Annotated in this window: 18 protein-coding genes, 1 tRNA gene and 1 pseudogene; 6 read left to right on the plus strand and 14 right to left on the minus strand. The window is 60.7% G+C overall.

Annotation, left to right across the window (positions count from 1 at the left end; all coding sequences use genetic code 11):
• Positions 1-77 precede the first annotated feature (77 nt).
• The 3 genes from RS887_RS26670 to gabD all read right to left on the minus strand — a co-directional run bounded on the left by RS887_RS26670 (position 78) and on the right by gabD (position 4333).
• Positions 78-1292 carry a response regulator gene (locus RS887_RS26670; protein WP_322617725.1) on the minus strand — a complete coding sequence of 405 codons (1215 nt, stop codon included), beginning with the start codon at positions 1290-1292 and terminating at the stop codon, positions 78-80.
• Positions 1293-1428: 136 nt separating this feature from the next.
• A complete protein-coding gene (gene gabT / locus RS887_RS26675; protein WP_322617726.1) occupies positions 1429-2706 on the minus strand; it encodes a 4-aminobutyrate--2-oxoglutarate transaminase in 1278 nt (425 codons plus the stop codon).
• 184 nt (positions 2707-2890) lie between these two features.
• Positions 2891-4333 carry an NADP-dependent succinate-semialdehyde dehydrogenase gene (gene gabD, locus RS887_RS26680; protein WP_008019120.1) on the minus strand — a complete coding sequence of 481 codons (1443 nt, stop codon included), beginning with the start codon at positions 4331-4333 and terminating at the stop codon, positions 2891-2893.
• A 348-nt stretch (positions 4334-4681) separates the two neighbouring features.
• Here gabD and RS887_RS26685 point away from each other — a divergent pair.
• Positions 4682-4758: transfer RNA gene (locus RS887_RS26685), tRNA-Arg, on the plus strand.
• Positions 4759-4840: 82 nt separating this feature from the next.
• On the opposite strand, the gene RS887_RS26690 is transcribed toward RS887_RS26685, so the two are convergent.
• Both RS887_RS26690 and RS887_RS26695 read right to left on the minus strand, forming a co-directional pair.
• Entirely contained in the window at positions 4841-5110 is a 270-nt protein-coding gene (locus RS887_RS26690) for a hypothetical protein (protein WP_322617727.1), read from the minus strand.
• A gap of 56 nt (positions 5111-5166) precedes the next feature.
• Positions 5167-5727, minus strand: coding sequence for a YbhB/YbcL family Raf kinase inhibitor-like protein (locus tag RS887_RS26695; RefSeq protein WP_322617728.1), 561 nt, complete (start codon positions 5725-5727; stop codon positions 5167-5169).
• A gap of 139 nt (positions 5728-5866) precedes the next feature.
• On the opposite strand from RS887_RS26695, the gene RS887_RS26700 reads away from it, so the two are divergent.
• On the plus strand, positions 5867-7399 hold the full coding sequence (locus tag RS887_RS26700; RefSeq protein ID WP_322617729.1) for an FAD-dependent oxidoreductase: 1533 nt from the start codon (positions 5867-5869) through the stop codon (positions 7397-7399).
• Positions 7400-7468: 69 nt separating this feature from the next.
• On the opposite strand, the pseudogene RS887_RS26705 reads toward RS887_RS26700, so the two are convergent.
• From RS887_RS26705 to RS887_RS26735, 7 genes and pseudogenes are all read right to left on the minus strand, one after another.
• A pseudogene (locus RS887_RS26705) lies at positions 7469-9075 on the minus strand (YdgA family protein).
• Positions 9076-9257: 182 nt separating this feature from the next.
• Positions 9258-9893 (minus strand): NADH:ubiquinone oxidoreductase subunit N, encoded by a 636-nt coding sequence (locus RS887_RS26710; RefSeq protein WP_111286549.1) that lies wholly within the window; start codon positions 9891-9893, stop codon positions 9258-9260.
• Between the two features lie 93 nt (positions 9894-9986).
• A complete protein-coding gene (locus tag RS887_RS26715; RefSeq protein WP_322617730.1) occupies positions 9987-11435 on the minus strand; it encodes an efflux transporter outer membrane subunit in 1449 nt (482 codons plus the stop codon).
• A complete protein-coding gene (locus RS887_RS26720; RefSeq protein ID WP_322617731.1) occupies positions 11432-12319 on the minus strand; it encodes an HlyD family secretion protein in 888 nt (295 codons plus the stop codon). Before RS887_RS26720 ends, RS887_RS26715 begins: the two co-directional genes overlap by 4 nt.
• The gene (locus tag RS887_RS26725; protein WP_007987399.1) at positions 12316-12525 is read right to left on the minus strand and encodes a DUF1656 domain-containing protein; all 210 of its coding nucleotides are present in this window, start codon (positions 12523-12525) and stop codon (positions 12316-12318) included. The genes RS887_RS26720 and RS887_RS26725 overlap by 4 nt, the downstream gene beginning before the upstream one ends.
• Positions 12522-14594, minus strand: a complete 2073-nt coding sequence (locus RS887_RS26730) for an FUSC family protein (protein ID WP_322617732.1) — start codon at positions 14592-14594, stop codon at positions 12522-12524. Before RS887_RS26730 ends, RS887_RS26725 begins: the two co-directional genes overlap by 4 nt.
• The gene (locus tag RS887_RS26735; protein WP_322617733.1) at positions 14591-15019 is read right to left on the minus strand and encodes a MarR family winged helix-turn-helix transcriptional regulator; all 429 of its coding nucleotides are present in this window, start codon (positions 15017-15019) and stop codon (positions 14591-14593) included. The genes RS887_RS26730 and RS887_RS26735 overlap by 4 nt, the downstream gene beginning before the upstream one ends.
• A gap of 199 nt (positions 15020-15218) precedes the next feature.
• Between RS887_RS26735 and RS887_RS26740 the strand changes: the two genes are divergently transcribed.
• Positions 15219-15497 (plus strand): antitoxin of toxin-antitoxin stability system, encoded by a 279-nt coding sequence (locus RS887_RS26740; protein ID WP_322617734.1) that lies wholly within the window; start codon positions 15219-15221, stop codon positions 15495-15497.
• Positions 15494-15775 carry a type II toxin-antitoxin system RelE/ParE family toxin gene (locus RS887_RS26745; protein ID WP_322617735.1) on the plus strand — a complete coding sequence of 94 codons (282 nt, stop codon included), beginning with the start codon at positions 15494-15496 and terminating at the stop codon, positions 15773-15775. Before RS887_RS26740 ends, RS887_RS26745 begins: the two co-directional genes overlap by 4 nt.
• Before the next feature lie 4 nt (positions 15776-15779).
• Here the strand turns inward: RS887_RS26745 and RS887_RS26750 are convergent, their stop codons facing one another.
• Together RS887_RS26750 and RS887_RS26755 are read right to left on the minus strand one after the other, a co-directional pair.
• A complete protein-coding gene (locus RS887_RS26750; protein ID WP_322617736.1) occupies positions 15780-16025 on the minus strand; it encodes a DUF2789 domain-containing protein in 246 nt (81 codons plus the stop codon).
• A 132-nt stretch (positions 16026-16157) separates the two neighbouring features.
• A complete protein-coding gene (locus RS887_RS26755) occupies positions 16158-16619 on the minus strand; it encodes an aminoacyl-tRNA deacylase (RefSeq protein WP_008019133.1) in 462 nt (153 codons plus the stop codon).
• A 198-nt stretch (positions 16620-16817) separates the two neighbouring features.
• Here RS887_RS26755 and RS887_RS26760 point away from each other — a divergent pair, with 198 nt between their 5' ends.
• Both RS887_RS26760 and RS887_RS26765 read left to right on the plus strand, forming a co-directional pair.
• Positions 16818-17351: an NfeD family protein gene (locus RS887_RS26760; RefSeq protein ID WP_322617737.1), complete on the plus strand. Its 534-nt coding sequence runs from the start codon at positions 16818-16820 to the stop codon at positions 17349-17351.
• A gap of 2 nt (positions 17352-17353) precedes the next feature.
• Positions 17354-18112 carry a slipin family protein gene (locus tag RS887_RS26765; protein WP_322617738.1) on the plus strand — a complete coding sequence of 253 codons (759 nt, stop codon included), beginning with the start codon at positions 17354-17356 and terminating at the stop codon, positions 18110-18112.
• The last annotated feature ends 16 nt before the right edge of the window (positions 18113-18128 follow it).

The following is an 18128-nucleotide window of genomic DNA, read 5'->3' on the forward strand; positions in this document are numbered from 1 at the left end:
CTGTGATTCAGATTTCCCGCGTTATCTTTGACCTTCATCGCGAGCAAGCTCGCTCCTACAAGGGCTGTGCATGAGCCTCATTTCTTGCGCAAACGCATCAGCTCCGGCAATCCGATCTTGAGCAACCTCGCCGTGCGGCTCTTCGCCAGTGCCTCGATGCCCTCATGCTCAGTCAGGCGCGCCATCTGTGCCGCCATGTTCATCACCAGCGCTTCGCGGGAATAAACCCCGCCACCGAGCTGGTAGGCCGCCGCAATCAGCTCCCGCAACTCCAGTGGCAGGCGCCAGCGTGTGCGCAGTGCCGAACCATAGGCCGCACCATATTCAGCCAGCGCTTCACCCACCTCCTCCCATTCGTCCAGTTCGCCGCCGGCCTGTTTCCATTCCTGCAAACAGCGCAGCAACGCCAGATCGCCGAGACGATGCAACATGCCGGCGCAATAGCAGCGCTCCTGATCCAGATCGAGCATGCGCGCCAGCGTCCGGGCATATTCGGCGGTGTGCAGGGACAGATTCCAGTAACGCTCGGCATAGTCGGCCAATTGCGGATCGCTGAGCCGGGCACTGCGCTTGAGCGCCAGCCCGAGAATCAGGTTCATGCTCTGCCCGGTGCCCAGGCGATGCAGCGCCTGGGACAGGGTTTGCACCGCAACGCCGTGGTGCTGGGCCGCGCTGTTGGCAGCGGCGATCAGTACGGCCGTGACCTGCGGATCGGTGCGGATTTCGTCCTCCAGCACCGTCAGATCGAGGCCATTGGGATTGAGGCTGCGTTTGACCGCCACTTGCACGTCGGTCATCAGCGGCGCACCGTCGGCCAATTCCCGTCGACGCTCCAGGTACACCGACAACGTCATGCCCGGCGCCAGCGACGGCACTTCGCACGAGACTTCTTCGCCCGCGTTCACCAGTAATCCCTGCAACCGATGGGTCAGGCTTTCCATATTCAGGGGCTTGGTCAGGTACGCAGCCGGCGCCAGCGGCAGGGCCTCGCGCACGCTGGCACTGTCGTTGCGACTGCTCATCAGAATGAACGGCATCGGCGGATTGCGTTTGCGCTGGCGGACGCTGCGCAGGACATTCAGACCATCGACGCCCGGCAACTCCCAGTCGGCGATCACCAGGTCATAGGGGTTGGCCGCCAACAGTTCCAGCGCTTGCTGACCATCGGCGCACAAATCCAGCCGCGCATCGCAGCGTACGTTCAACAACACTTCCTTGAGCAGATCCCGTGACCAGGGGTCGGCCTCGGCGATCAGGACTCTCGGAACCGCGGGTAAAATGACGGTTGTCATACAGCTCTCCCTGGCAATGCAGGAACCTTAGCCAATGCCGGCCATTCGATACAGCGCTAATGCGCGGGATGTGTTCCAGAGGGCATGAAAAAACCCGCCGAAGCGGGTTTTTTGTGGATCAGGTCACACTGGGTGATCAGAGCTCGGAGAAGCACTCTTCGATGATCGCCAGGCCTTTGTCCAGCTGCTCGTCCGGCGAGGTCAGCGGTACCAGGACGCGCAGAACGTTGCCGTAGGTGCCGCAGGACAGCAGGATCAAGCCCTTGTCGCGAGCCTTGGCCACAACGGCTGCCACGGCGGTCGGGTTCGGCTTGTGGCTGTCGCCGTTTTCGAACAGTTCGACAGCGATCATCGCGCCCAGGGCACGAACTTCACCGATCACCGGGTACTTGGCCTGGATGGCCTTCAGGCCAGTCACCAGACGCTCACCAACAGCCTTGCAGCGATCCAGCAGGTGCTCTTCTTCGAACACTTCCATCACGGCCAGGGCCGCGGCGCAAGCGATCGGGCTACCGGCGTAGGTGCCGCCCAGGCCGCCTGGAGCGATGGCGTCCATGTATTCGGCCTTGCCGCACACACCGGCCAGCGGGAAGCCGCCAGCGATGGATTTGGCGAAAGTGGTCAGGTCGGCAGCAACGCCCATCTGTTCCATGGCGAAGAAAGTACCGGTACGGCCAGCGCCAGTCTGTACTTCGTCAGCGATTAGCAGGATGCCGTGTTGGTCGCACAGGGCACGCAGACGCTTCATGAATTCTTTCGGCGCGACGTAGAAACCACCTTCGCCCTGTACCGGCTCGATGATGATCGCGGCGATGTCTTTCGGCTCGGCGTCGTTCTTGAAGATGCGTTCGATGCTGGCGATCGAATCGTCGATGCTCACGCCGTGCAGTTCATTCGGGTACAACGCGCGGAAGATGCCGCCTGGCATCAGGCCCATGCCGGCCGAGTAAGGTACGACTTTACCGGTGAGGCCCAGGGTCATCATGGTGCGACCGTGGTAGGCGCCGGTGAAGGCGATCACGCCGGCACGGCCAGTAGCGGCACGGGCGATCTTGATGGAGTTTTCAACGGCTTCGGAACCGGTGGTCACCAGCAGGGTTTTCTTGGCGAAATCGCCCGGAACCTTGGCGTTGATTTTTTCGCACACTTCTACGTACGGCTCGTAGGCCAGTACCTGGAAGCAGGTGTGGGTCAGCTTGTTCAGCTGCTCGGTCACGGCGGCGATGACTTTCGGGTGCACGTGGCCGGTGTTCAGCACAGCGATACCGCCGGCGAAGTCGATGAACTCACGACCTTCAACGTCGGTCACGGTAGCGTTCTTCGCGGAATCGGCGAAGATCGGGTGAATCTGGCCAACACCACGTGGAACTGCAGCGGTACGGCGGGCCATCAAATCAGCGTTAGTCTTGCTCATACTTTCCTCATTCACCGCTCATCGGGCGGCGTGGTTCAAGGATTAAGCGGCGGGGAACAACAGCGGCAGCATGCGATGATCGACTGCCACAGCGTTCCCGGCCACCGAGAAAATTTCGTTTGAAGCACGCAAAGGGACAGCGCTCTCGTGCCCTTTGCGTTTGAAGCGATGCCTTTTTCCGGGCTTAGATGCCCAGGCAGAGGTATTTGATTTCCAGGTAATCTTCGATGCCGTACTTGGAGCCTTCACGGCCCAGGCCCGAGGCCTTGATGCCGCCGAACGGCGCGACTTCGTTGGAGATCAACCCGGTGTTGACGCCGACCATGCCGTATTCCAGGGCTTCAGCCACACGGAACACACGACCCAGGTCGCGGGCATAGAAGTACGAGGCCAGGCCGAACTCGGTGTCGTTGGACATCGCGATCACGTCGGCTTCGTCTTTGAAGCGGAACAGTGGAGCCAGTGGACCGAAGGTTTCTTCCTTGGCCACGGCCGCGTTGTTCGGCACGTTGGTCAGGATGGTCGGTTCGAAGAAGTTGCCTTCCATCGGCTTGCCACCGGCCAGCACGGTCGCGCCTTTGCTCAAGGCATCGGCGATGTGTTCTTGCACCTTGGCCACGGCTTTTTCGTCGATCAGCGGGCCAGTGGTGGTGCCTGCTTCCAGACCGTTGCCGATCTTCAGCTTGGCGACAGCCACTTTGAGCTTCTCGGCGAAAGCGTCGTAAACACCGTCCTGAATGTACAGGCGGTTGGCGCAGACGCAGGTCTGGCCGTTGTTGCGGTATTTGGAAATGATCGCGCCTTCGACGGCCTTATCCAGGTCCGCGTCGTCGAACACGATGAACGGTGCGTTGCCGCCCAGTTCCAGGGACACCTTCTTGATGTCCTTGGCGCATTCGGCCATCAGCTGACGACCGATTTCGGTCGAACCGGTGAAGGACAGCTTGCGCACGATCGGGTTGCTGGTCAGCTCGGTACCGATGTCGCCGGCGCTGCCGGAAACCACGCTGAACACACCGGCCGGGATACCGGCACGCTGGGCCAGCTCGGCCAGGGCGAACGCAGAGTACGGGGTTTGCGAAGCAGGCTTGAGCACCATGGTGCAACCGGCGGCCAGGGCCGGGCCGGCTTTACGGGTGATCATTGCAGCCGGGAAGTTCCACGGGGTGATGGCAGCGGTCACGCCGATTGGCTGCTTGATCACGATCAGGCGCTTGTCTGGCTGGTGGCCCGGAATCACGTCACCGTAGATACGCTTGGCTTCTTCGGCAAACCATTCGATGAAGGAAGCGGCGTAAACGATTTCGCCCTTGGCTTCGGCCAATGGCTTGCCTTGTTCCATGGTCATCAGACGAGCCAGGTCGTCCTGGTTCTCGATCATCAGTTCGAACCAGCGACGCAGTTTGCCCGCACGTTCTTTGGCGGTCAGTGCACGCCAGGCCGGCAGCGCCTTGTCAGCAGCTTCGATCGCACGGCGGGTTTCGGCAGCGCCCATTTTCGGCACGGTGCCCAGAATTTCGCCCGTTGCCGGGTTGTTGACCTTGATCGTCTGACCATTGTCCGCATCAACCCACGCGCCATCGATGAAGGCTTGCTGGCGGAACAACTGGGTGTCTTTAAGCTGCATGTCGGCTTTCCTTAACAGCACCGCAATGAATGCGGAGCAAATTATGATTGTAGAAAGGCGCCTCGATAGGCTGCCGTCAGGGAAATCATTCACCGGGCTGAAGCACATAAATAGCGCACGGATTGGACTCGCGCGGTTCAGCACCCAGACAAGAGCGTTTGAAATCTCAAACGAATCCTAGGATCAAAGGGGGTAAAGGACAATAGCCTGTTCGAAAAAAAGAACGAAAACGACGCTTTTGCCTAGTTTTTCTGATCAACGTAGCAGGCGCGCGTTACAGCTTCAAAAAACACAGGCGATTCAGCAGCATGGACGCCTTCAATGCATATGAGTATCATGGCGCCCGCTGCACCAGTAGCTCAGCTGGATAGAGTACTGCCCTCCGAAGGCAGGGGTCGTGGGTTCGAATCCCGCCTGGTGCACCATACGTTGTAGCGAGAAAGCCTCAGGCCTTATGGACCTGGGGCTTTTTTGTGACCCACAAAAAAACCGCCGAAGCGGTTTTTTTCATTCGGTTGTCCAATCGAACTCGTCGTACTCATCATCGTCTTCGTCGTCCTCGAAGAATTCCTCTTCAAGGTCGTCGTCTTCAACGATGTCTTCTTCCGGCTGATTCAGCAGAAAATCCTTGCGACTCTCGGTAATCGCTCGCCGCAGTTCTTCACCCTTTTGCGGGCAGTTGAGCATTTGGGCGATGCGGTCGATCTTTTTTGCCACGGCATCCTCCAACGCATCGGCTATGACCTGATAGTGCGCGCTTTCGGGGGTGGATGCCAAATCCCCGGAACGCCGCGCACCTCAGTTTTCTGCAGATCCGCTGAGGCGATCAGCCTTTAGCGGTGATAGCGTCGCACCACGCTGCTGTTTCTCAGCACGTGGCCTTTGATTTTTTCCAGCAGCTGCGCACGGGTCAGGCCGGCGGGCAAGGCTTCCGGGGCCAGGTCCAGGGCGAAGATCTGGATGATGTAGTGGTGCGCGCTGTCGCCAACCGGTGGGCAAGGGCCGATGTAGCCGGTGGTGTTTTTGCTGTTGATACCGCCGAAGCCCTCGAGGCCGGGTTTGCTCCCGGCGCCGGCCGGGATCTGGTGAGTGCCGGCCTTGATGCCGTAATGCACCCACTGATCGACGCCCTGGCCCTTCTGGCCGTCAGGGTCGTGCATGACGATGGCATAGCTTTGGGTGGCTGCCGGGCCGGCGTTCCAGTTCAATGCCGGGGAAATGTTGTGTCCGCCGCAGCCGGCGGAATCACTGGCGGCGGCCGATGTGAACAGACGGTCATCGGAGACACCGGGAATGTTCAGGGTGAAGCGTTCCTGAGCCTGCGCCGGGAACTGCACGCAAAGGGCGACTGCTACGGCCGCGAGCCAAGAGTTGATTGGGGTCAATCGGGTCATACCGGAGCACCTTGTGCGTATTGGGCCGTCGTCGGCGTGCAAACTATAGCCGGACCGTTCGCGCCTTGGCAGGGGGAATTGGCTGAACCTCGCGATAAGTACCAGACTGATAAGTGATACGTCTGTCTGGAGAGCGATCATGACTCTGCATCGCGTTGCGCGTGTCGCCAATGTACCCGAAGACCGGGGGCTGGAAGTGCAGGTCCAGGGCAGCAAGATTCTGCTGTTGCGGGCCGGTGAACAGCTGCGCGCTTATCAGGCCGAATGCCCTCATGCCGGAGCCCCACTGGCGGACGGCTCGATATGCGATGGGCGCCTGACCTGTCCGTGGCACAAGGCGCAGTTTCGGATCGAGGATGGCGGTCTCAGTGAACCGCCAGCCCTGGACAGCCTCAAGCGCTTTCCCCTTGAAGTCCGTGACGGCGACATCTGGGTCAGCGACCAGCCGTTTCCGGACGCCCACACGCCACCGGCCGACGATCCGCGGACTTTCATCATTGTCGGCGCTGGCGCGGCAGGCACCGCGGCAGCAGCGGCGTTGCGCGAGAAAGGTTTTGGCGGCCGGTTACTGTTGATCGACCGCGAAGCCGACGCCGGATATGACCGCACCGCGCTGAGCAAATACGTGATCGCCGGGGAGATGCCGTTGCACGAAGTCCCGCCGCTGCGCGACGAGGACTTTTACCGCGAGCAGCGGATCGAGCGCCTGCGAGGCGAAGTGGCAAGCCTGGATGCGCCAAACAGGACGCTGCGGCTGACTGACGGCCAAACACTGACATACGACGCCGCGCTGCTGGCCACCGGCGGCGTACCCAATTCGCTGACGCTGCCCGGCGCCGACCTGCCGCAAGTGTTCGTTTTACGCTCCAAAGTCCATGCGCAACAGATTCTGGACAGCGCCAGCGCCGGCCAGCGGGTCGTGATCATTGGCGACAGTTTCATTGCCATGGAGTCCGCCTCGTCCCTGCGCCAGCTTGGCTTGAATGTGACCGTGCTGGCCCGCCACGAAGTGCCGTTTGCCAGGCAGTTCGGTGACACGGTCGGCAAGGCCATTCGCGCGCGGCATGAAGCCAATGGCGTCGTGTTTCATACCCAAGGCAATGTGGCACGGATCGAAGGGACGGACAAGGTCGAAGCCGTGCACCTGGACAACGGAGAGCGCTTGCCGGCCGATCTGGTGCTGCTCGGTGTTGGCGTCACGCCAGCCACTGCTGCCTTTACCGGGCTGCCGAAAGCACAGGATCACTCGCTGAATGTCGACGGCGGAATGCGCGTGACCGACGGCCTCTGGGCAGCTGGCGATATCGCCACGTTCCCGCTGAACAATCAACGCCTGCGCATCGAACACTGGCGGCTGGCCCAACAGCAGGCACGGATCGCTGCCGCCAACATGCTGGGCGGTGACGAGCATTACCTCGACGTGCCGTACTTCTGGACCTGGCATTTCGGCAAAACCTACGACTACCTCGGGCACGCCGAGGCCTGGGACGAAGTCGAGTTCAAGGGCGACCCTTACGATCCACCCTTCATAGGCCTGTTCGGCACAAATGGCGTGGTGTCGGCGGCGGTAGCCTGCGAGATGGACCGGACCATGGCGATGCTCGCCGAGCGGATGAAACAACCGTTGCCATGGGAAGAGGCATGGCGGTTGATCCGTGACGTTGCGTCGTGATGCCGGACAGCAAAACGCCCGGCGCCTGCACGATGCAGAGGCCGGGCGTTGCCGGGTAAACGGCCGCCGTTATTCGGTGGCGCCAGTACCCGCGAACTTGCTCATCACAAAACCTGCAAACTCTTCGACGGTCATTTTCTGGCCGTTGAAGTCCACCTGATTGTTGGCGTAACGCAAATTGGTGACGATGTTATTGCCGTCCAGTTTTGCCAGTTGGCTGCCGACCGCCATGCTGCTGAACATGTCTGCGGTGGCAGTGGCCTGGTCGGCAATCAGCTTGGCGTCGGTCTGACCGTCGATTTGCGATTGCACGGTCAGTACATCGACCAGCATGGGTTTGGACACTTGCAGCTGAAGTCCAGTAGCGCGATCAGCTGCCTGACCAACTGATCGGTCGGCAGGTCGATGGCTTGTGGCTTGGTCAGGTCGAGCACCATGTTGGCGCGGCTCTCACCATTGGCGGTGTTGAACGACAGGTTCTCCAGGGCCACCCGCGGACCGGCTGCCAGCAGTTTTTCCAGGCTGGACTTGAGCAGCGCCTCTTCAGCTTCGGTCAGTTTCAGCTCCGGTACCGGCAGACCGGCTGCCGTCGCTTCGGCCGCCGCCCTTTCATACGGCTGCAGTTTGCTCTGGTAAACCTGCATCAACGACAGGGTGGCCGGGATGTCGAGGTTCTTCAGGCTCATGGCCAGCGCACCGGAACCGATGGCCTTGCCGTTCAGGGACACTTCGCCGACCTTGTAATCGGCGCGCCCGGAGGCGCTGCTGCCCGACTCTTCAGTCAGGTTTTTCATCTCGAACTTCTTGAAGTCCAGCACCGACTGCTTGACGCCAAAGGTCGATTTGCCGCTGGCCAGTTCAAGGACGTTCTCGCCGGTGTAGAAACCGTAGGTACTTTTTGTCAGGTTGCTGGCCAGGGTCAGGCCGTTCAATTCAACCTGCACCGGTGCCTGGTCTTCGGAAACGGTGGTCAACTTCAAGCTGTCCATGTAGCCGTTGGCCTTGACCTTCTGCGCCTTGGCACTGGCGTCGACGTCGATGCTCAGGCCGGAGAACTTCATGCTCGACTTGTCATCCAGCGCCATCTCCAGTGGCTGCAACTCGAGGGTGCCCTTGGTGGCGTTGTCATAACCGATGTTGACCAGGCCGGTCAGCGGGGATTTGTCCTTGGCGGCGGCAAACCATTTCTCGGTGGCAGGGGTCTTTTCCAGTTCGTAGTGACTGGTCGCCAGGACCGGCAGCCACTTCAGCGACATCAGGCGCGAGAACGGCAACGGGCCGTGTTCGATGTGATCGACAAACAGCAGCTCGACCGGCGCTTCGCCGAACATTTCACCTTCGCCCTTGAGGCGATAGTGCGCGGTGCTGCTGAATACATGACGCTCCAGCGACACCAGTTCCAGCGACGCGGTACCGTTGGAACCGACCATGGCCGCTTGCAGTTCCTTGTTGGCATCGGCAATCGAGGTGTTCAACACACCTTCGAGCCTGGTGCCGGTGAACCAGGCTCCGCCTGCGCTGATGGCACCGATGGCGACAACGATTCCCAGTAGCACGCCTGCTGATTTATTCATGTATGACCCGCTCAATGTCCGTTGTTGAAAGTGAGGTCGTCTTCCCTGAACCCAGGACGGGTTGCGGCTCGACTGCGCTGAAAGTGGAATGGAGATTAGCATCAGGCGCGACGAACGGCCCAATGTTTAAAGGTGAAAGCGTGTCTTGGGGTTGTTCACAGGGTTGGGGATTATTTGCGCCTATGCAATCGCCTTCGCGAGCAAGCCCGCTCCCACATTGGAATGCATTCTCCTGTGGGAGCGGGCTTGCTCGCGAAGGCGCAGGTACAGCCAATATCGATATCTCAGGAATACTGGACCTCAATCTCGTCCAGTTGATGATCAAAGCTTTTGAGCCGCGCAGTCCAGGTGTACACCAGCACTTCGAAGTCGCGGTTGATCACCGCCCCGCCTGTCACTTCCGCGCGCGGGTCGCAGACATCCAGCTGATAGCGTTCGCGGGCCATGGCCGTGGCGACATCGGCCAGTTCCCGGGCATTGTTGAGCCAGTGCCGACCGTCGTCAGCCACTTGCCGGTCCAGCGCCACACATTGTTTTTTCAGGGTATCGAGGCTTTTTTCCAGCGGCGTGCCGGTCAATTCGCCCATGACTTCCTGAAACGTGCGTCCCGGTTGCCAGTAACTGCCCCAGAAATAACGGTCGAACACCGTTTCGACACGGCGCAACGCAACCTTGGTGTCCCAGATCAGGACCAGGGTCTTGCCTTGTTCGAGTTGTCTTTTCTTGATGCGTTGATTCTGGACCGAAGCCCAGGCCACCGCTGCAACGGACATCACAGCAATCAGTGCGACGGCACTGTCGAGGAACACCAGAGCCTTGTCGATCTGGTGGGCCAGCATGATGCCGTAGAAATAGGTGGCCGACAGCAGCACTAACGCCACGATGGCGCACCAGAAGCCAAGAGCGTAAGGGTTTTTCATTATTGGTTTCCCCCTGACCTGCGCGAGCCTTGTGCGAAGAAAGGGCGCTTTGCACGGGGCGCCCTCCCAACACTTCAAAGCATAGCAACGGCCTCAGGGTTTGCCGGGGTTCGACGCTTGCGTTCGTCCGCTTTCCCAACCGCCGCCCAATGCGAGGAACAAATCGATCTGGCTGGCGGCAACCTGGGTGTTCGCAGCCGCCAGTTGCGCCGTGACATCAATGTAGGTGCGCGTGGCTTGCAGGTCGGCCAGGAACGAGGCGCGACCGGCCTGGAAGAAGCGGTGGGTCTGGTCGGCCGCCAGTTTTGCCGATTGCTCGGCGTCCGCCAAGGCATCGCGGCGTTGCAGTAACGCGGTGTACTGGGCGAGGCCGGTCTGGGTTTCGCGAATGGCGTTGAGCACCACCCCGTCGAAATGCGCCAGCGTCGCCTGGGTCACCGCTTCGGCCTCGCGGATGCGTGCCCGGGCGCCATTGGTCGGCACATTCCAGGTCAGCGACGGACCGAAGCCCCAGCGGTTGGTAGACGGGTCGCCGAGATCGTCCAGGATACCGACGGTACCGATGGTCGCGCCGATACTGATGTTCGGGTACAGCTCGCCGGTGGCGACGCCAATACCGGCCGTCGCGGCCGCCAGTCGCCGTTCGGCCTGTCGTACATCCGGGCGACGCTTGAGCAGTGCGGCGCCATCGCCCACCGGAATCAGTTGCGCGATTTTTGGCAGCTCGTCGCAGGTGGCGGTGCCGGCCGGCAGTTGGTCCACCGGCTTGGCCAGCAACATCGACAAGCGGTACAGCCCGGCCTGACGCGACGCTTCATAGCGCGGCATGTCGGCGCGCAGGGATTTGAATTGGGTTTGCGAGCGGGTGACCTGGGTTTCGTCGCCACGCCCGGCATCGCGCAGGCGCTGGATCAGCGTGGTGCTCTGGGCTTGCAGGTCGAGGGAGTGCTGGGCAATTTCCCGCTCTTCATTGGCCGCGCACACTTGGGTGTAGGCCCGGACCACGTCGGCCACTACGGTGATGCGTGCAGTATCGGCGGCGGCCTGCGTCGCATCGGCATTGGCCTTGGCCGCTTCGATACCGCGTTGCAAGGTACCGAACAGGTCGAACTGGTACGACGCGCTGATGCCGATATCGCCGATGTTGGCCACCGGCACCTTTTCCGGCAGCAGGAACGCCTGGCCAGACTCCTGCAAGCGCTGGGCGCCCATCTTCACGCCGCCGCTCCAGCCGCCCGCCGCTTCGGCCTCATCAACCTGAGCGCGAGACCGCGACAGACTGGCCGCCGCCACGCGCAAATCGGTGTTGGAGGCCATGGCCTGCTGCACCAACTGGTCGAGTCGCGGGTCCTGATACAAACGCCACCAATCAGCCGGCACCGGTGCGGAAACCACCGGTTTGCCCTCGACCGCCAGATCGCCCTGGAAGTCTGGACGATGGACAGCCGCCTCTTCGGGCAAATGATAATCCGGCCCGACCATCTGACACGCCGACAACAGCAAACCCATTCCGGCGACCGCCAAACCCGAGGCCTTGCTCATTGCGCCGGCTCCCGTTTCTGATCGTCGATGATCGATACCGTGGCGGTGCGCCCGGCGATCATGCGGAAATCTTCCGGCACGTCATCGAAAGCGATGCGCACCGGAATCCGCTGGGCCAGCCGCACCCAGCTGAATGCCGGGTTGACGTTGGGCAGCAGGTTGTTGCCGCTGGTGCGGTCACGGTCTTCGATACCGGCGACGATGCTCTCCACATGCCCGCGCAGGCGCGCATTGTCGCCGATCACCCGGATGTCGACGCTCTGCCCGATATGAATGCCGTTCAGTTTGGTTTCTTCGAAATAGCCGTCGATGTGGAACGAGTTGCTGTCGACCACCGACAACACCGGCCGCCCGGCGCTGACGAACTCCTGGGTCCGTGGCGCACGGTCGTTGACGTAGCCGTCCACCGGGCTGCGGATCACCGAGCGGTCGAGGTTGAGTTGTGCGCTGTCCACCGCCACCTGGGCTTCCATCAACGCCACTTGGGCGCGGGCCACTTTCGATTGGCTTTCTTCCAGTTGTTCACCCGGCACCAGGTTACCAAGGCCTTTGTTTCGCTTGGCCTCACGCTGGGCCTGGGCCAGGGTTTCCTCGCGGTCGGCGACGGCCGCTTTCGCTTGACGCAGGGCCAGTTTAAAGCGATCCGGGTCAATGCTGAACAGCACCTGGCCGCGCTTGACCAACTGGTTGTCGCGCACCTCCACTTGCTGGATCAACCCGGAGACATCCGGGGCGATTTGCACGATGTCGGCACGGATATGCCCGTCGCGGGTCCAGGGCGCGAACATGTAATACATCACCATGCGCCAGACCACGACAACGGCGAAGCTCACGATCATCAGGGTCAACACCACGCGACCCAGGGTTAGAAACGGTTTTTTCATGTCATCAGGTATCGACTGAGTGAGTCCACGGCGCCAAGCAGCAGGGCGTAGAGGGCCACGTTGAACAATGCCCGGTGCCAGACCAGACGGTAAAAGTGCAGGCGCGTCAGCACCCCGTGCACCAACAGGTACAACACATACGTAATGCCCATCAGCACCAGCAGCGTGGGCAGGAACACCCCGCTGAGATCCAGGTCACCGATCATAAAGGCGCTCCATCAATGCCATGGGGAAGCGGTTCTTCGGGCTCGACGGAACCAACGAATTCAACGCCGGGCAACAAGGCCAGGCGCAGGCCGCTCAGGGCGTGCAGCAAATGCCGACGGGTTTCATCATCGCCGGCACCGCTGAGGGCACGACGCGTGCGGTCGAGGGTCATCAGCAACGGGCTCGGTGCCGGCAAGCGTTCACCGGCCTTGAGACAGGCCTTGAAGTACTCGCCAACCTCGGCCACCACCTGGCGCAGTAGCACCTGCGGCACACCGAGGATCCGCGGCGTATAAGCGAGCAGGTCCAACAGATTCAGCGCCACTCGCACTTCCCGAAGCGCCACGCCGGAGTCCTGGCCGGTCATTGCCAGGCGCGGCAGATGCTGCATCAGCCGATCGAGCATCCGTATGCCCAGAAGTCGATGCTCAGACAACGTGGCCGGCTCGGCGAGGCCGACAATGTCTCGCCAACTGAAACGGGTCAGGCGCTTGGCTGCCAGTTCGGCACCGAACGGCCGGGCGATCAGGGTCCAGATGAACGCGAACAGCAGCCCCATGGGGCCGGCCAGGTTGGAGTTGGCGAAACTGAGGAAGTCCGCGTCGTAGGCACCCTGAATACTGATAAAGGACGAGGTGTTGACCAGGGTCAGCAGCATGCCCAGGTAAAACTGCGGCTTGACCGTCAGGGTACCGACGCAGATGAACGGCACGGCAAACGCCAGCACCAGCATCGGAAAGTCATGCAGGTTGGGCAGCACCAGAAACAAATAAAGGCTGGCGAACACCACCGACATCGCCGTCCAGAAAAAGAACCGGTAAATCTGCGGCGCCGGGTCGTCCATCGAGGCGAAGAAGCTACAGGCCACCGCCGCCAGGATCACTGCGCTACCGCCATCGGTCCAGCCGAGCAGAATCCACAGCACCGAGGCCACGATAATCGCGGTCACGGTGGAAGCCGCGGAATAAAACATCAGGCCACGATCCAGAAACGGGCTTAGCCGCCCCAGCCGCCAATGCCGATACACCGCGCGCCAATTGTCCTGGCTTTCGCACTGGATGGCGTATTGCAGGCTGCGGCAGTCCTGCCACAAATCGATCCACTCGCCGAGGCGGTAAATGGCGTTGGAGAACAGCAGTTGCTTGCGGTCATCCAGCGCTTGGGGAGCAGGTTGCAGGGCTTCAAGTTGATCCTTCAGGGCTTGCCAGCGGTCGAGATCGGCATCCTTGTGCTCGATCCATTCGGTGGTGGCCGTCAGCAACGGCGCGAACTTGTCCACAAGCTCGGGGGTACGCCGTTCCAATGCGTAAAGTGCGTCGTCGAGGGCATCGATCACTGGCAGCAGGTGAATCATCCGCCCACGCAATTCCTTGGTGTTGCGCACCGTCTGCGGACGCGAGCCTTCGTGGGGCAACTGTCCGATCATCAATTCCAGGGAGTTGAACGTGGCGACCATCGATGCCCGCAACGCACTGACTTCTTCAGGCTGCACGTTGCGGCTGAGGAAGCGCAGGCTGTAGGTCGATGCATCGGTAAACCATTTGCTGACCGAATCATTGAACACCGGGGCCAGACGCCGGGGCCAAAACATGGCACTCACCACCGCCGCCACGGCGATGCCGAGGAAGATTTCTTCGGTCCGCGCTTCGGCCACGTCCCACACCCCCAGCGGGTTGTTCACCACCGGCAGGGCGATCAACGGCAAGGTGTAACCGGCGAGCATCAAGGCGTAGTTGTTGGCCGTGCGCAAATGCAGGGACAGAAACAGCAGCGTGCCGGTCCACAGTCCAATCACCACCACCAGCACGTAAGGGCTCTGTACGAACATCGGCACGAACAGTACCGCCGCAGCAGCGCCGACAAACGTGCCGATTGCCCGGTACAGCGCCTTGGAAGTGGTCGGTCCGAGAAATGGATTGGAAACGATGTACACCGTGGCCATCGCCCAGTACGGACGGGGCATCTGCATGAGCAGGGCGATGTACAGCGCAATCATCGATGCGGCGAAGGTGCGGACTCCGTAGAACCAGTCCCGCGCCGGAGGCATGCCAGAGAAAAATCCGTTCAAGAGTTGGCCACCGAAGGCGGCGTGGCCGCTTCAAATGCTCTCAGTACCCGCAGCGTAGCTTCCAGATCACCTTGGTCAATGCCTTCAAGTACTTCCTGGCGCAAGCGCACCAGCTCCACTTCGACCGCCTGCACCAGGTCCCGACCGGTTTCGGTCAGGCTCAGGCATTTGGCGCGGCGGTCCTGTGCATCTTCGGTCCGGCAGACGTAACCGGCATGGCACAGTTGATCGAGCAGGCGCACCAGCGACGGACTCTCCATCCCCGCAGCTTGCGCCACCGTCACCTGGCGCACACCCTCGCCCAGACGCCCGATCATCAACAGCGGAACGGCGCAGGCTTCGGAGATTCCATAGTTGACCAGCGTGGTCTGGCAGATTTTGCGCCAATGCCTGGCGGCCACCACCATGGCACTGCTGATGTTCATCTGGAGGGCGTCGAGGTTATTCGGCACGAGAGAAAATACACACTGTTAGTTTGCTAACTATCAATATCGCATTGGAGAGGATTTTCCGTCAAGTTTTGAAACAAATTGGCTTCCATCCGTCGCGAAGCCATAGGGGGTGAACAAGCTTCCGTACTGAAGATGTATATACTTTGTCAGCACGACAACCGAGAAGGCAGCCATGTCGAAACAAGCCGTTTTTACAATGAAACTTGAGTCTGAACTGCGTGAACAGTTCATGGCAGAGGCAGAAGCCGCTCATCGCCCCGCCTCGCAAATCGTCCGGGAAATGATGCGTCAGTTTGTTCAAACCCAACGGGAGGCTCGCGAGTACGAAGCATTCCTGCAGCGCAAGGTCGACACCGCACGCGCTTCGATGCGCGCCGGCGACGGACTGACAAATGATGAAATTGAGGCAGAGTTCGCTGCCAGGCGCAGGCAGGCCAAGCTACAAAAATGAAAATAATATGGACAAAAGAAGCAGCACAGGACCGTGCAGACATTTGGGATTACCTGCATGCCGTTAACCCAAAAGCAGCCATCGACATGGACAACCGGTTCAGCGATGCGCTATCCCGGCTTGCCCAATACCCGGAAAGCGGCCCTGCCGGGATCATTTCAGGCACTCGCGAGCTGACGCCACATCAGAGCTACCGCATTGTTTATGAACAGGGACTGGACGCCATCTGGATACTCGCCCTGGTCCATACATCCCGACAGTGGCCGCCCGGACGATGACGATTCACACCCCCCGCCCCTTCCTCAACATCACATCCAGTTGATCCACCACTTCGGCCCAGTCGGCATCATCAAGAATCTCGTCCCGCAGAAGTTCCGCCTGGCTCGGGCTCCAGAAAAATGCATCCGCAAGGTGCAGTTCCGGTTTGAGTGGTGAATGGGTGGCGATGAATTTATCGATGCTTTCGGCGTCGTCCGGAAGACCGAGTTGTTTGAACAGCAAAGGAAGGTTGTGGGTCGGGTTTTCCATGACTAACTCCTGATGATCAATTTAGGGACCGCTGCGCGGTCATTCGCGGGCAAGCCCACTCCCACAGGGACTGCGATTAACCTGTGGGAGCGGGCTTGCCCGCGAATGACGTCAGCATTGGCGAAACAAAACTCAATGACTCAACTCCCGCACCTCGGCATGCGGCACCATTTTCAGGAACTCGGGCACGTCCATGCGCACCAGGTTGACGTGGTTGCCGGCCTCCAGATAGATGTCTTTCTGTCGGGTCAGCAGCGGATCGATGACCACATCCAGCCCATAGGACTCACCCAGCGCCGGCACGGCGCCGCGTTCGCAATCGTCGAACAGGTGCGCCAGGTTGCTTTCGCGGGAAACCTGCCATTCACCGCTGCTGCGGACTTTGCTCAGGTCAAGGTGACGGCTGGCGGGCAGTACGGCCATCAGGTAATGCCCATGGTGATCGTCGAGGATCACCGATTTGGCCACCCGTTCGGCAGGAATACCTGCGACCCGTGCCGTTTCGAGGCTGCTGGCCGAGTGTGGGTGGCTGACGATGTCATATTGGCATTGAGCCTTTTCCAGGCTTCGCTGCACGGTTCTTGCCATACGCATGATGCACCTCGGTGTCCGCAACAACCGCTGACGGACGCTGGTTAACATTTCTTTCGGTACTGAAAGTCTAGGTCCGATGGCGCGTTCCGGCGGGAAATCCGCCCATCGGACGTGGTCGACAGTTGAGCAAAATTCATACAACCGGCGGGTCAACTAAACTGTCTACAGAGCCACCCCAAGACTCTCCCGGAGGGTCATGTGAACACGCGTTGTTGTGCCGTTGCGTTGCTATTGGCGTTGTGCGGATCAGCCTGCGCCGCCGACACGGTTGTGTTGCTGGTGCCCAACCCCATCGGGATCTGGCTGATCACCTTCGGCCTCGCGTTCCTGATCGCCGAGGCGGCCCTGCCCAATTACGGCGTGATCGGCTTGGGCGGCATCGTGATGTTCGTGATCGGCGCAGTGATCCTGACCAATACCGATGTGCCCGAGCCGCTGATGATCGGCCTGGGACTGGTCAGCGCGTTGTTGCTGGTCTACCTGGTGATTCACGCCCTGAAGACCCGACCGCGCCACACCGTCAGCGGTGATGCCGGGCTGCTTGGCAGCGTGACGGCGGTGACGTCCTTGCAGGCCGGCAACGCCTATGGCGGCTGGGTGCATCTGCAAGGAGAACGATGGCAAGTGCTCAGCGCGACGCCGCTGCAACCGGGGCAACGGGTGCGGGTAGTGGGGCGCGAGGGTTTGCTGCTGCAAGTGGCCGCGGCTGACGCGGCGCCGGGTGGAGAATAGTCATGGGTTTGCAATTGGGTCTTGTCGCGCTGCTATTGTTGATGATCGCACTGGCGGGGTCGACGTTCCGCATCCTGCGCGAGTACGAGCGCGGCGTGGTGTTCCAGCTCGGGCGCTTCTGGCAGGTCAAGGGGCCCGGCCTGATCCTGCTGATCCCGGTGGTCCAGCAAATGGTCAGGGTCGATTTGCGAACCGTGGTGCTGGACGTTCCGCCGCAAGACGTGATCACCCGCGACAACGTATCGGTCAAGGTCAACGCGGTGCTGTATTTCCGTGTACTCGATCCGCAGAAGGCAATCATCCAGGTCGAGGACTTCCTCGCCGCCACCAGCCAACTGGCGCAAACCATGCTGCGGGCGGTACTGGGTAAACACGAACTGGACGAGCTGCTGGCCGAACGCGAACGGTTGAACCTGGACATCCAGCAAGTGCTCGACGCCCAGACCGATGCCTGGGGTATCAAGGTTGCCAACGTCGAGATCAAACACGTGGACCTCAACGAATCGATGATCCGCGCCATCGCCAAGCAGGCCGAAGCCGAACGGGAACGGCGAGCCAAGGTGATCCACGCCGAAGGTGAATTGCAGGCCTCGGAAAAACTCATGCAGGCCGCCGAAATGCTTGGCCGCCAACCGGGGGCCATGCAGCTGCGCTACATGCAGACCCTGAGTTCGATTGCCGGTGACAAGAGCTCGACCATCGTCTTTCCGCTGCCTATCGAGTTGCTCAAGGGCATGGCGGACTTGTCGTCGAAACCCTGAAAGCTGCGATGACGCC

It is taken from the genome of Pseudomonas sp. BIC9C (genome assembly GCF_034541995.1).
Classification (GTDB): Bacteria; Pseudomonadota; Gammaproteobacteria; order Pseudomonadales; family Pseudomonadaceae; genus Aquipseudomonas; species Aquipseudomonas fluorescens_CC.